Genomic DNA, 14,093 nt, shown 5'->3' with positions numbered 1-14,093 from the left:
ACGTTTGCTTGCGCAACAGCGTGAACGCTGGCGTGCCCACCATTCGCCCGCATCCGGGAGCGCGGGCTCGGATTAATGCAACTCGGCCAGCAACGCCTGTGCCTCGGCGAGGTTCTTTTCGGAACCGGCGGCGAGATCGTCCATCTTACGCTCGCGGAAGACAACGAGCGCGTCCTGGCATGCGGCGATCGCTTCCTGTGCCATCGCCTTGTCCTTGTGGGCGGCGCCCAGATCGGCCAGCACGTCGCACAGGCTGTCCTGCGTGAAGGCGACAGCCGGCACCGAATTGATCTTCTTTTGCACCACGATCGCCTCGCGCAGGACCAACACCGCCTCCTCGAAATGCGCGACATTGTTTTCGGCGCGGCCGGCCATGGTCAAGGCATAGCCCATCTCGTTGCGCGCATTGGCCCAACGTTCGGGATCGCGGTCGCGACCGAGCTGCTCGGCAAGCGCCCGGTTGACGACAATCGCCTCCTCGTACAATTCAGCCGAAGGCTCGCGGGCCGCGATCATGCTCAGCGTCTGCGCGAGACTGGTCTGGTTGGTGATCCAGAGATCGGGATCGCGGGCGATCGTTCGCACCGTGGCGAGGTCGCGGTAGATCTGAGCGGCTCGTTTCAGCTTGCCGACATCGTTCGCCCAGTAACCAAGACTCGACAGCCCGCCGGCGAGATTGTTCTGATTGTTCTCCCAGACAGCCAGCGCATTCTCGCGCGTTACCACGCTGAGCGCTGCGTCATAGGCGGCAATCGCGCGGGTGAGCAACTCGACGTCCTTGCCGTCCGCGGCCATCAGCAAGGCATTGCCGATATCGCCCTTGGTGCGCGCCCATTGCATGCGGTTGGGAAAACCGTCGTAGATCCGCGCTGCCGTCTCGAAGCTCTGCACGGCCTTGGCGTAGAACGTGGCGTCGCCACCAATCCGGCCCTGGCTGTAGACGGCAAAGCCGAGGTCGTAATTGATATTGGCCCACTCCTCCGGGTCGGCGTCCTTGGAGTAGGCGGGGAGCGCGGCTTCCAGCATGTCGGCTGCTTGCGCCAGCAAGTCCAGGTTGGATGTATCGTCGCCCAGGATCGACAGGGTCTGGCCGAGCACGCGCCGCGTCTGGCCGATCTCCGTGACATCACCGCCTTTCGTCTGCCCGTCGAGCGCCGCCCGCAGCGCGTCGACCGATTGCTGCAGCAGTTGATCGTCAGAGGCCAGCTTGCCTGACATCATCAACGCGCAGCCGAGGCGGAATTCCGTCTTGGCCCAATTGGCTGGGTCCTTGTCGCGGGTGCGAACCCTGAGCACCTGACCGTAGACATCGATCGCCTGCCGCAGGGTCGAGATGTCCCCCGCGCGTTCGCCCCAGTTCGATAGCGTGCCTGCAAGGCTGTAACCAATCGAAGCGAACTCGCCCGGCGCGGCGGTTGCGGTATAGACCTCCCATGCCTGACGATACGCGGTCACCGCCTGAATGTAGTAATCGGTTCCCGTATCGAGATCGCCGAGCGTGTCGTTGACCGATCCCAGATTCTGCTGCAGCGAAGCCCAGTCAAGCGGCAGTTTCTCACGCGGATATTCGGACAGAGCGGCCTGGTACGCGGTGGCTGCCTGCAGCAGCAGTTCCTTGTTCTTCTGCTTGGCGCCGAGGCGCTGCAAGGCGTTGCCCAGCGTCAGCTGGCCGTTCGCCCAGCTCGCCGCGGCGTGCTCGCGCGTCCAAACCGTAAGCGATGCCAGGGCGGCGTCGCGCGCCTGCTCAAGCGTGGCGACATCGCCGTTAATGGTTCCGATCGATTCCAGCGCCGTGCTCAGATTATTCTGGATTGTCGCCCATTGCGCCGGCGCGCGTTCCCTGGTCATTTCGCCGGTCGCCGCCTGATAGGCAGCAACCGCCTGCTGCATGGTCGCGATATCCTTTTCGCGCTCACCAAGGCGATAGAGCGCTGCCCCCAGATTGACCTGGCTCAGCGCCCAGTCGAGCGGTACGCGCTCCCTGCTGTATTCCGTCAATGCCGCACGATGCGCCTCGATCGCCGCGCGGAAACTGTCCGATGTGGTCTGGCGGTCGCCGATTTCGGACAGCACGATGCCGAGATTGTTCTGCGTCGCCGCCCATTCCAGCGGCAGTTTCTTCAACGACTGCACCTCGAGCGCCGAGCGGAAGGCCGCGACAGCCCGCTCCAGAAGCGCCGTCCCGTTCTCGCGCTGGCCGAGCCGCCAGTAGACCGTGCCCAGATTGCCATAGGTCGATGCCCAGTCGTCGGGGTAGGCGTCATGCGTATAGACGGTCAGCGCCTGCTCATAGGCGGCAGCTGCCTTGTCGAGGTTTTCGCGGCCGGCTTCCCGTTCGCCCAACGTAGCAAGCGTGGCGCCCATATTGTTCTGGGTGGCCGCCCAAAGCAGCGGCAACTTTTCGCGGGTGACATAGGTCAATGCCTGTTCATAGGCTGTCAGGGCCTGGGCGAGATACGCATTGTCGCCGGAGAAGTCCCCTTGTTCCGACAGAGCGTTGGCCTCTGCCGCCTTGTAGTAGAACGCGTCTTCGTCGCTCCATTTGGCAGCCTGCTCGAAGGCCTTGGCGTAATCTTGCGCCGCCTCCTTGAAGTTGAAGGAGATTTCATAAGTCCTGGCACTGCTGGCGAAGACCTTTGCGAATTCCAGCCGCTTTGCCTTCAGCTCGGCCTCGGCCTGGTCGACCGTAGACGAAAGTTCGCCGATGCGGGCCTTGGCCTGTTCGTTGAATTTCTGCGCCGCTTCAAGCGCGCCTTCCTGAACCGCCTGTTCGGCGAGTTTCGATAGCCTGGCAATTTCGGGGTCCGGGTTTTTCAAAGTCTCGCGTTCAGCCAACACGTGTTTCAGCCGTTCGGTCTGGCCACGCAGCAGCTTGTCGAGCTCAGCCGGATCCTTGGGTATGTCGACCCCGAGCGCCTTCAGCATGGCGTAGAGCCCATCCATCGGCACCTTGCCGTCACGCGATATGGTTTCGATCTGGCGGCGCTCCGGATCGGGTAGCGTCGAGATGGTCAGCAGGAGCTGGCGTCGCTCCCTGAGGATTTCGCCCTCATCACCTTTCGGCGCCTCGGCGGGGGTGCCGAAATAGAGCAGCCGGCGCAGGCTCTCATTGACCCAGGGCCGCTGCTGGCCGTTGGTCTTGAGATAGACCTCCTCGCCGATCATGCGCAGAACGGTGCCGAATTCCTCGCCGCCCACCGTGTCGATGTGGCGCAGGATCGCTGCCGCATAGGGGCTGTTGCCATCGGCCGGACCGTCCAGCGCAACCTTGCCGGGCTCGGCGGCAAAGGCGATGACCTGGCCGAGGCTGTCGTCGACCGAGCCCTTGGCCTCGGCGCCGCCTTTCAGGGAAACCACGCCGCGCGTTTCGCCGAGACCGCCGGCGCCGATCGGCTTGCCTTCGTCGCCCTGCGCCAGCTTCAAGAGCGTGCCCGGCGGGAACGGATCGTTGCGGCAGGCGTCCAGCAGAACGATGGTGACCGGCACCTTGGCCTTCAGTTCGGCGACGATGGACGACAGCGGCACCAACTTTTCGCCGGCATTGTCGAGTGCCGAAATATCGGCATCGACAGGGACCAGATAATTCTCGCCGCCGGCTTCGATGCCGTGGCCGGAATAGTAGATGATGGCGACATCGGCGCCCTCGGCATCGTCGACGAAGCCTTCGAGATCGCGCCGCAATTTGCGTGCGTCGCGATTGGTGGCGACATTTGTCTCGAAGCCGAGCTTGTCGAACATCTCCTCGATGGCGCGGGCGTCGTTTTCCGGATTGGGCAGTTTGCCGACATGCTGGTAGTCGGACTGACCGATGATGAGCGCGACGCCTTTCAGCGCCTTCGGCTCTTCAGCCAAAGCGGGGCCAAACGCGCATAGGCACACCAGTGCCGCGGCAAGTGCCGCGCACATGCGCCCTGTCGCACCTGCCGTTCGCCCAAAGAGCATTCTCTACCCCAAAACCCAACGCTATCTTCCGCAGGCGAGATGGCATCATGATGGCCGGCCGATGGCAAGTCCTTGGGCGAGCTGTGTTCTTGTCGTGGATATGCGTACGAGGCGGCTGGCTTTCAGCGTGCGAGCGGTAGTGTTCAGCATGCCGGATACGGCCAGTCCGGCCTGTTCATGAGTTGACAGGTCCGGACTTGTTGAGCAGTCGTCCGGCCCCGTAGAGCCTCTTTCTCTCAATGTTTCCGGGCGAGGGGGCCACGGCTGGATGCGCGGGATTGGCACTTTTACGTCAGCCGGCTTTTTTGGTCCGCAACGAGACCCCGACTTCGCGACTGCATCTTTTTAAAATCAAAGGAATGAACTGGTGCTGCGAGAGAGGATTGAACTCTCGACCTCTCCCTTACCAAGGGAGTGCTCTACCACTGAGCTACCGCAGCCGCTGATGGCGGGGCTTCTGCCATATAGAACCGGCAAGCGCAAGGCGTCTGTGAAAGGCTTTGCCAGACAAGTTTCGCTGACATGGCGGCGCCACAATGCTAGCTATCCCTTGAACAGCAGGCCCTGCCAGTTGCGGGCGGGACGGAACGATGGACGAGAAGACAATTCCACCGAAAAAGGCTGATCCGGCAAAAAAGGGCGGGACCACCCGCAAGGATCGGCTGGCCGAGCAGTTGCGCGCCAATCTCATGAAGCGCAAGACGCAAGCGCGTTCGCGGCGCACCGGTGACGCTGACCAGCGCCCGGAAGGCCTGGCGGCTGCTGAAAAAATGCACAAGGACTGACCGATATCGGCCACACTGGCCGGCCAACTTGGCCAACGGGCTCAGGAATCTTGAACCAAGCCGGCCAATGGTCTAGACGGGCCGATACGCAAACTGACGAAAACCGGCCTTTCGGGCCGAGGGGACATTCTCTCATGGATCGCATCAGAATTGTCGGCGGCAACAAGCTCGCCGGAAGCATTCCGATTTCGGGCGCGAAAAATGCCGCTTTGCCGCTGATGATCGCGTCGCTGCTCACCGACGACACGCTGACGCTGGAAAACGTGCCGCATCTGGCCGATGTAGAGCAGCTGATCCGCATTCTTGGCAATCACGGCGTCGACTATTCGGTCAACGGCCGCCGCGAGAAGCAGAATGAGGGGTATTCGCGCACCATCAACTTCTCGGCCCGAAACATCGTCGACACGACCGCGCCCTACGAGCTGGTGTCGAAGATGCGGGCGTCGTTCTGGGTGATCGGCCCGCTGCTGGCCCGCATGGGCGAGGCCAAAGTGTCGCTGCCGGGCGGTTGCGCCATCGGCACGCGCCCGGTCGACCTGTTCCTCGAGGGCTTGCAGGCGCTGGGCGCCGACATTGATGTCGACACTGGTTATGTGCTGGCCAAGACCAGGAACGGCCGCCTTGTCGGCAATCGCTATGTGTTCCCGAAAGTCTCCGTCGGCGCCACCCATGTGCTGATGATGGCGGCGGCGCTGGCCAAGGGTGAGACGGTACTCGAAAACGCCGCCTGCGAGCCCGAGATCGTCAACCTCGCCGAATGCCTCAACGCCATGGGCGCAAAAATTTCCGGCGCCGGCACTCCAACCATCACCGTCGACGGCGTCGACTCGCTGTCGGGCGCGCGCGTGCGCGTCATCCCCGACCGCATCGAGACGGGCACCTATGCCATGGCTGTGGCCATGACCGGCGGCGATGTCGTGCTCGAAGGCGCCCGCCCCGAGCTGCTGCAGACCGCGTTGGACGTGATTGCCCAGACCGGTACCGAGATCACGCCGACCAATTCCGGCATTCGCGTCCGGCGCAACGGCGCCGGCATTTCGCCGGTCGACGTAACGACGGCGCCGTTCCCGGCCTTCCCGACCGATCTGCAGGCGCAGTTCATGGGCCTGATGACCATGGCCAAGGGCAAGTCGCGCATCACCGAGACCATCTTTGAAAACCGCTTCATGCATGTGCAGGAACTGGCCCGGCTCGGCGCCCACATCACGCTGTCCGGCCAAACGGCGATCGTCGACGGCGTCTCCAAGCTGAAGGGCGCGCCCGTGATGGCGACCGATCTGCGCGCCTCGGTGTCGCTGGTCATCGCCGGTCTGGCGGCCGAAGGCGAAACGACGGTCAACCGCGTCTACCACCTCGACCGCGGTTTTGAGCGGCTGGAAGAAAAGCTGTCCAATTGCGGCGCGGTGATCGAGCGGATTTCGGCTTGACCGCACGGCAGTTGCTTCAGACAGACAGGCGTCTGGTGCTGCCTTCATTCGCTACCAACACTTCAAACCCGAGGCGCTAGCCTCGGGTTGAGTTTGTGTCGCGGTTGCACGGACCGGAAAGACCGCCTAACAGAAGGCTGAAACCAACTTTCAGGTGTGCATTCGGCATGGCAGCCCTCAAACTCATTGCGCTCGACGATCAGGATCTGAGCATCGTCTCGGCTCACGTCCAGGACGCCGTGATGAAGGTCTCGGATCTCGAATACCTGCCTTCGGCCAAGCGTTTCATATTGACCATGAACCGCTTCGTCTGGGAGGCGAAGTCCGGGCTGTTCAGCCAGCACAATGAGCGGCGCCAGGCGGTGTTGCATTTCGACCGCGTGCTCGGCGCCAAGACCAGCGGCATTGCCCGCGATCGGCCGGCCGAGGTGCTGTCGCTGCTGGCAATCAGCTTTATCGAAATCAGCAAGCCGGCCGGCATCGTCGAGTTGGTCTTTTCCGGCGGCGGCGCGATCATGCTCGACGTCGAATGCATCGAGGCACGGCTTGCCGACATAGGCGGCGCCTGGGAAGCCACCTCGCGTCCGGTGCACAGGGTCTAGAGCATGATCCCAAAAAGTGGGTGCCGGTTTTTGTTGGACAAAACGGGAATCGTTTGTCCAGAGATCATGCTCCAACAAAGGGCTAGATCATGATGAGATTTCAAGCAAATCTCACCATGATCTAGACGCAGCCGATGGCCATTACGCTTATCCAATCCGATGCCGGTTTCGCGCAGCGTTTCGCCGCCTTCCTGACCACCAAGCGGGAAGTATCGGAGGACGTCGACACTGCCGTGCGCGCCATCATTGCGCGGGTTCGTGCCGAGGGCGACGCTGCCCTGGTCGACTACACGCTGAAATTCGACAAGGCCGACCTCAATAGCCTCGGCATCGCCGTGTCGAAGGACGACATCGCGCAGGCCTACAAAGACGCCGATCCGCAGACGGTCGAAGCGCTCAAATTTGCCCGCGACCGCATCCGATCCCATCACGAGCGACAAATGCCCAAGGACGATCGCTATACCGATGCCGCCGGGGTCGAGTTGGGTTCGCGCTGGACGGCGATCGAGGCGGTCGGGCTCTATGTGCCGGGCGGCACGGCAAGCTATCCAAGCTCGGTGCTGATGAACGCCGTGCCGGCCAGGGTGGCGGGCGTCGAGCGCATCGTCATCGTCGTGCCGGCGCCGGGCGGCATCATCAATCCGCTGGTGCTGGTGGCCGCCGATATATCAGGCGTTTCGGAGATTTACCGCGTCGGCGGCGCGCAGGCGATTGCCGCCCTTGCCTATGGCACCGAAACGATCCGGCCGGTCGCCAAGATCGTCGGGCCCGGCAATGCCTATGTCGCCGCCGCCAAGCGCCAGGTCTTCGGCACGGTCGGCATCGACATGATCGCCGGACCGTCTGAAGTGCTGGTGGTGGCCGACGGCAGCAACGATCCCGACTGGATCGCCGCCGATCTTCTGGCGCAGGCCGAGCACGACGTGTCGGCGCAATCGATCCTGATCACCAACGATCCTGCGTTCGGAAAAGCAGTCGAACAGGCGGTCGAGCGCCAATTGCTGAGCCTGCCGCGCGCCGAGACGGCGGCTGCCAGCTGGCGCGATTTCGGCGCGGTGATCCTGGTGGAGACCATCGAAGCCGCGCTGCCGCTGGTCGACCGCATCGCCGCCGAACATGTGGAACTCGCCATCGACGATGCCGAGGGCTTCCTGGCCAGGATGCGCAATGCGGGTGCTGTGTTTCTGGGACGCCATACGCCCGAAGTCATCGGCGACTATGTCGGCGGCTCCAACCACGTGCTGCCGACGGCGCGTTCGGCGCGCTTCTCTTCGGGCCTGTCGGTGCTCGATTTCGTCAAGCGCACCTCGATCCTGAAGCTCGGGCCGGAGCAGCTGAGAGCACTTGCGCCGGCGGCGATTGCGCTGGCCAAGGCGGAAGGCCTCGACGCGCATGGCCGCTCCGTCGCCATCCGGCTGAACATGTAGGCGGCGATGGCGGACGGCGATCAAACCCGCGCAAGGCTGATCGATGTCGAGCTCGACGAGTCGATCGGCCGTTCGACGCCCGATGTCGAACATGAGCGCGCGGTGGCGATCTTCGACCTGATCGAAGAAAACAGCTTTCAGCCGGTCAATGATGACGGCGCCGGGCCTTATCGGCTGAAGCTCTCGCTGGCCGAATCCCGGCTGGTGTTTGCGGTCGCCCGCGAGGATGGTGCTGATGTCGTCACCCATATCCTGTCGCTGACGCCGCTCAGGCGCATCGTCAAGGACTACTACCTGATCTGCGAAAGCTACTACGACGCCATCCGCTCCTCGACACCGAGCCATATCGAGGCGATCGACATGGGCCGGCGCGGGCTGCACAATGAAGGCTCGCAGACGTTGATGGACCGGCTGGCCGGCAAGATCGACATCGACTTCGACACGGCGCGGCGGCTGTTCACGCTGGTCTGCGTGCTGCACTGGCGGGGTTAGACCTGACTGGGGCGCCCCGCTCGATACTGTTTTTGTGCGGCATGAACGCCGTGCGCTCGCCGATGGCCGAGCAGCTGGCGCGGCGCATGCTGCCGCCGGCCACTTTCGTCGCCTCTGCCGGCGTGCACAGGGGCGAGCGCGATCCGTTCGTCGACGCGGTGCTGGCCGAAGAGGGCCTGACGCTGGGCGAGCGCCAGCCGCGCTCGATGGACGATCTCGAGGACGATTATTTCGACCTGATCGTCACCCTGGCGCCGGAAGCCCACCACGCCGCGCTCGAACTCACCCGCTCGCTTGCCGTCGACGTCGAATACTGGCCGATGCCGGATCCGACCGATGTCGGCGGCAGGCGCGAGCAGATCATGGCCAGCTATCGCGACGTGAGAGAACGGCTGAAAGCGCGCATCAGCCGACGTTTTCTGCTTCCGGAGGTAAAAAACGCGGCGGATTGATGCATGTCGCTCAAAAGCGGTCCCGGTTTTGAGACAACGACATGCATAAAACGAAAGCTTGGAGCGCGTCGCATATGACGCGATCTAAGCGTGTTCACAAGCGCACGATTATCATATAGGTTCCGCCGAAATTCCGGCCTGGGCGCTCCAGGGCGCAGGAACTGCAATCCAAGCAAAGGTATCGAATGCCGAAGGAAGAAGTCCTCGAGTTTCCGGGTGTCGTGACGGAATTGTTGCCCAACGCGATGTTCCGGGTGAAGCTCGAAAACGAACACGAGATCATCGCCCATACGGCTGGCCGCATGCGCAAGAACCGCATCCGTGTGCTGACCGGCGACAAGGTCCTGGTCGAGATGACGCCCTATGACCTGACCAAGGGCCGCATCACCTACCGTTTCAAGTAACAGTCCGGCGCGAACCGCGATGAGCATCCTGCAGAAGCTCGTGCTTGCCTCTGGTTCGCCGCGCCGGATCGAACTGTTGCAACAGGCCGGCATCGAGCCGGACCGCGTGCTGCCGGCCGATGTCGACGAAACGCCGCTGCGCGCCGAACATCCGCGCTCGCTGGCCAAGCGGCTGTCGAAGGAAAAGGCGGAGAAGGCGCTGGCGTCGCTGAAAAGCGAGGAAGATTATGCGCCAAGCTTCGTGCTGGCCGCCGATACGGTGGTCGCGGTCGGACGCCGCATCCTGCCCAAGACCGAGACGCTGGATGACGCCGCCAATTGCCTCGGCCTCTTGTCCGGCCGTTCGCACCGGGTCTATTCCGGCATCTGCCTGATTACGCCGGGCGGCAAGCTGCGCCAAAGGCTGGTTGAATCCAGGGTACGCTTCAAGCGGCTGCCGCGCGAGGAGATCGACGCCTATGTCGCCTCCGGCGAATGGCGCGGCAAGGCCGGCGGCTATGCCGTCCAGGGTCTCGCCGGTTCGTTCGTCGTCAAGCTGGTCGGCTCCTACACCAACATTGTCGGCCTGCCGCTCTACGAGACGGTGGCGCTGCTTTCGGGCGAAGGCTTCAAGGTCCACACCAGCTGGCATACCGCGCGGCCATGAGCCTGGACGATAAGGTCACACCACTGCGCCCGAAGCGCCCCTGCCCCGAATGCGGCAAGCCGTCGGCGCGCGAGACCTATCCGTTCTGCTCGAAGCGCTGCAAGGACATCGACCTCAACCGCTGGCTGAAGGGCGCCTATGTCATCACCGCGCGGGATGACGAGGACGAGAGCGACGAGCCGAAGTAGGGTTTGGGCGGTGCCGGCCGCGCAATTCCACTTCGCCGACCTTACGCAATTGCTGCTTTGCCGGCGTCGGTATTGTCTGCGACAATTGCCCCGGAAATCAGCGCTTAGGCGCTGGACAGGCCGGATTCCCGTGCTATAACCCACGCGCTTTCAAGGGGTGCCCCACGGCGCTTTCCTGAAATCCGGTCAGGCGATGTCTCGTTTGCCGGCGAGGCCCAGATAGCTCAGTTGGTAGAGCAGCGGACTGAAAATCCGCGTGTCGGTGGTTCGAATCCGCCTCTGGGCACCATCCCCCCTTCTCCCGGCACTCCTTTTCACCGAACCTTCTACGCTGCAGCTTTTGCAACCGCTTGGAATTGTTGGTCTTATGCAGTCGCATTGCGCGGTTAAGCGGGACACGGAGCGCTTCAGGAGCATTTGGTCCAACGAGGCGGGGGGATGGTATTTCCGTTGGTATTCGACATCCTGATGGTATCGAAACAGCCAAGGGAGACCTGACGAATGCCCCTCTCCGACGTGAAATGTCGAAATGCCCGCCCTGCTTCCAAGCTCGTGAAATTATCTGATGGGGGCGGGCTGCAGCTATGGGTACAGCCCACGGGCTCTCGCCTCTGGCGGCTCGCCTACCGCTTTGACGGCAAGCAGAAACTGCTCGCGCTGGGCAGCTATCCCCTTATCTCTCTCGCCGAGGCACGGGAGGCGCGCGATGACGCTAAAAGGCTTCTGCTAGCTGGCGTCGACCCTGGAAAGGAACGCAGCTTGCGGAAGGCCGATTCGGCAAAGGACTCCTTTCGCTCAATCGCGGACGAATATGTTGACAAACTAAAGAAGGAGGGACGTGCCGACCGGACGATCAGCAAGGTCAAATGGCTGCTCGACTTTGCCTATCCGATAATTGGCGACAAATGCATTCGGGAGATCGACCCGGCCACCATCCTTACTGCCCTCCGCCGCGTGGAGGTTCGCGGTCGATACGAGTCGGCCAGGCGACTGCGCTCCACGATCGGCAGCGTGTTTCGATACGCAATCGCGACCGCACGCGCCGAGACAGATCCGACCTTCGCCCTCAGAGGCGCACTCATCAGTCCGACGGTAACGTCTCGCGCCGCGATTACCGATCCGAAGGCCTTGGGCGGTTTGTTGAGGGCGATCGATGCATTTGAAGGACAGCCTACAACCCGGGCCGGCCTGATGCTGATTGCGCTGCTGTTTCCCCGCCCCGGGGAGCTTCGCGTCGCTGAATGGGAAGAGTTCGATTTTGAAAGCTCGGTGTGGACCATCCCTGAAGCACGCATGAAAATGCGACGGCCGCACCGCATACCCCTATCAAAGCAGGCGATCAGCGTCCTGACTTCACTCAGGGAAATTTCTGGTGGTGGATCGCTGCTGTTTCCTAGTGTTCGATCGGCTTCGCGTCCGATTTCCGACAATACGCTAAACGCCGCACTGCGTCGTATGGGTTACGGCAAGGAAGAAGCTACCGCGCACGGCTTTCGAGCAACGGCATCAACTTTGCTGAACGAATGCGGCGAGTGGCATCCGGACGCGATAGAGCGGCAGCTGGCCCACATTGAGAACAACGACGTTCGGCGCGCCTATGCCCGGGCAGAGCACTGGGAGGAGCGCATCAACATGATGCAGTGGTGGGCCGATTATCTGGATGAACTCAAGAGCAAAAACCCGCGGGTGAACTCAACCGAGGGACGCCGCAAGCCTGCTGTCCAGGTAGCGTGCTGAGAGTTCTGCAAATTCGCTGAGAGAGGGCGGTCATGGCAGGCTGGTGATGTTCAACGTCACCGATTCCCTGGAAGGAACGCCACCATGACCAAGACAGAAGGTAAATCGACCAGCGCTGCCGTCAAAGACATTCTGCTTTCGAACCCGGAGGGGCTGCACGAAGTGATCCGTGCGGTAGGTAATGCAGGAGGTTCTCGAGGCCGAGATGGAGGAGGCGCTGGGTGCTTCGAAGGGCGAACGCACGCCTGAGCGCCTTGGGCATCGCTCGGGTTACTACGGCCGCACCCTGGTCACCCGGGTGGGCAAGCTTGAGCTGCGGGTTCCACAGGACCGGGCGGGTCACTTCTCCACCGAGCTGTTCGAGCGCTACCAGCGTTCCGAGCGGGCCTTGGTTGCGACGCTTGCGGAGATGTATGTGCAGGGCGTGTCGACCCGCAAGGTCAAGGCGATCACGGAAGAGCTGTGCGGTCATGCGTTCTCGGCTTCGTCGATCTCGGCCATCAACAAGCGCTTGGACGAGAGCCTGAAGGCGTTTGCCGAACGACCGCTTCAGGAGCCATTCCCCTACCTCATTCTCGATGCCCGCTACGAGAAAGTGCGCGAAGCCGGCATCGTGATGAGCCAGGCGGTGCTGATCGCGGTCGGCATCGACTGGGACGGGCGCCGGCAGATCCTGGCCGTGGAGATGGCCAATCGCGAGAGCCGCTCGGCCTGGAAGGACTTCCTCGTCGGCTTGAAACGACGCGGTCTCAAGGGCGTCGAACTGGCCGTGTCCGACGACCATGCCGACCTGGTCGCGGCGATCGGCGAGGTGATCCCGGAAGCAGCATGGCAGCGCTGCTACGTCCACTTCCTCAGGAACGCGCTCGATCACCTGCCCAGGAAGCACGGCGACGATTGTCTGCAAGAACTGCGCTGGCTCTACGACCGGCGCGATCTCGCCGAGGCCAAGGCCGATCTCGCCGCGTGGCTGTCCAAATGGTCCGCCCGCTACCCGCGGCTGACCACCTGGGCGGAAGAAGCCATAGAACAGACGCTGACTTTCTTCCGGCTGCCGCGTCAGCATCACAAGCACCTCAAGTCCACCAACATGCTTGAACGGCTCAACGAGGAAATCCGCCGGCGCACCTATGTCGTGCGCATCTTCCCGAACGCCGAAAGCTGCCTGCGCCTGGTCAGGGCGCTGGCCGTCGAAACCAACGAAAACTGGATGGAGGCCAACCGCTATATCAACATGGATGATCTGCGCGAGCACAAGAAGCTCGCTCTACGCCAAGCCGCATGACCAGTTTCATGATCGCCCATTTTGCAGAACTTGACGCACACAACCGCTGTCCATACAATAACGAGACCATCCACTTTGAACCCAACAGCGGCCGTTCATCAAAGGCCGATACAAATCTCCAACCCCCGGAAATCATACTGACCGTCGAAAAACGCCGAAACTCGTCGCCAAGTCGGATGATTGGTTTGGGCCGGGAGGGGACTGTCCCATTTGCCTGGAAATGCAGGAAAGCGGCCGGCCAACCCAGCGTGGGATGTGACGAGAGACCAGGCCGATCTGCGCAACTGATAGGTAGTCCGAAGGGCAATCATGCCTCCCATTCCTCGTCCTCCCAACCCGACCTTTTCAGCTTGGCTGAGAGGGCTCGGGGCAAATCTCCATCCTCTGTCCATCCGTCATCCACATCGATGCCATCGAGAAGCGTCCTTACGATTTTCGCGCGGCGAAGAGCCTGAGCTCTCCAAGCGAGTTCTTCGAAGAAGGACCTTTCGAATTCATTGGCTACTCGAGGCTCCAGCCACGCGTCGAACATTGGGGCGAAGGTCACAAGTCGCGAGTGGCGCTCCACATATCCGGCGTTCGTGAGGTTGCGTGTTCGCCAGCAAGGAAGCGAGCGAATGATCCATCTCGGTCCTTGATGGGTTTCGGCTTGATGTCGAGTTCCCCGAGGTAGCGGTCCATGGAACTAACGTAGTTTTGGAATCCC

General features: G+C 62.3%; 11 protein-coding genes, 2 tRNA genes and 1 pseudogene. 12 read left to right on the top strand and 2 right to left on the bottom strand.

The features are described 5' to 3' along the window. Positions 1-72: 72 nt before the first annotated feature. Both NLY44_RS29335 and NLY44_RS29330 read right to left on the bottom strand, forming a co-directional pair. Entirely contained in the window at positions 73-3,942 is a 3,870-nt protein-coding gene (locus tag NLY44_RS29335) for a caspase family protein (RefSeq protein WP_084013073.1), read from the bottom strand. A gap of 365 nt (positions 3,943-4,307) precedes the next feature. Continuing rightward, positions 4,308-4,382 (bottom strand) — tRNA-Thr (locus tag NLY44_RS29330). A 150-nt stretch (positions 4,383-4,532) separates the two neighbouring features. On the opposite strand from NLY44_RS29330, the gene NLY44_RS29325 reads away from it, so the two are divergent. The 12 genes and pseudogenes from NLY44_RS29325 to NLY44_RS29270 all read left to right on the top strand — a co-directional run bounded on the left by NLY44_RS29325 (position 4,533) and on the right by NLY44_RS29270 (position 13,387). Further along, a complete protein-coding gene (locus NLY44_RS29325; RefSeq protein WP_023701829.1) occupies positions 4,533-4,727 on the top strand; it encodes a hypothetical protein in 195 nt (64 codons plus the stop codon). A 134-nt stretch (positions 4,728-4,861) separates the two neighbouring features. After that, positions 4,862-6,154 carry a UDP-N-acetylglucosamine 1-carboxyvinyltransferase gene (murA, locus tag NLY44_RS29320; RefSeq protein WP_023753869.1) on the top strand — a complete coding sequence of 431 codons (1,293 nt, stop codon included), beginning with the start codon at positions 4,862-4,864 and terminating at the stop codon, positions 6,152-6,154. Positions 6,155-6,321: 167 nt separating this feature from the next. Next, a complete protein-coding gene (locus NLY44_RS29315) occupies positions 6,322-6,756 on the top strand; it encodes a DUF2948 family protein (protein WP_023692404.1) in 435 nt (144 codons plus the stop codon). Between the two features lie 134 nt (positions 6,757-6,890). Further along, a complete protein-coding gene (hisD, locus tag NLY44_RS29310; protein ID WP_023669284.1) occupies positions 6,891-8,183 on the top strand; it encodes a histidinol dehydrogenase in 1,293 nt (430 codons plus the stop codon). A 6-nt stretch (positions 8,184-8,189) separates the two neighbouring features. Next, on the top strand, positions 8,190-8,675 hold the full coding sequence (locus tag NLY44_RS29305) for a UPF0262 family protein (RefSeq protein ID WP_023669283.1): 486 nt from the start codon (positions 8,190-8,192) through the stop codon (positions 8,673-8,675). Continuing rightward, positions 8,663-9,127 (top strand): arsenate-mycothiol transferase ArsC, encoded by a 465-nt coding sequence (locus NLY44_RS29300; protein ID WP_081725519.1) that lies wholly within the window; start codon positions 8,663-8,665, stop codon positions 9,125-9,127. Before NLY44_RS29305 ends, NLY44_RS29300 begins: the two co-directional genes overlap by 13 nt. Before the next feature lie 185 nt (positions 9,128-9,312). Next, positions 9,313-9,531, top strand: a complete 219-nt coding sequence (infA, locus tag NLY44_RS29295) for a translation initiation factor IF-1 (protein WP_006200926.1) — start codon at positions 9,313-9,315, stop codon at positions 9,529-9,531. 19 nt (positions 9,532-9,550) lie between these two features. After that, positions 9,551-10,177, top strand: coding sequence for a Maf-like protein (locus tag NLY44_RS29290; protein WP_023806612.1), 627 nt, complete (start codon positions 9,551-9,553; stop codon positions 10,175-10,177). Continuing rightward, positions 10,174-10,365: a DNA gyrase inhibitor YacG gene (gene yacG / locus NLY44_RS29285; RefSeq protein WP_023669280.1), complete on the top strand. Its 192-nt coding sequence runs from the start codon at positions 10,174-10,176 to the stop codon at positions 10,363-10,365. Before NLY44_RS29290 ends, yacG begins: the two co-directional genes overlap by 4 nt. 213 nt (positions 10,366-10,578) lie before the next feature. Next, positions 10,579-10,654: transfer RNA gene (locus NLY44_RS29280), tRNA-Phe, on the top strand. Positions 10,655-10,866: 212 nt separating this feature from the next. Further along, positions 10,867-12,102, top strand: a complete 1,236-nt coding sequence (locus NLY44_RS29275) for a tyrosine-type recombinase/integrase (RefSeq protein ID WP_023806611.1) — start codon at positions 10,867-10,869, stop codon at positions 12,100-12,102. Between the two features lie 84 nt (positions 12,103-12,186). Then, positions 12,187-13,387 (top strand): annotated as a pseudogene (locus tag NLY44_RS29270) (IS256 family transposase). Positions 13,388-14,093: the final 706 nt, after the last annotated feature.

The organism is Mesorhizobium sp. C089B (assembly GCF_030323125.1).
Classification (GTDB): domain Bacteria; phylum Pseudomonadota; class Alphaproteobacteria; order Rhizobiales; family Rhizobiaceae; genus Mesorhizobium.
This window is presented reverse-complemented; position numbering and strand designations above follow the sequence as displayed.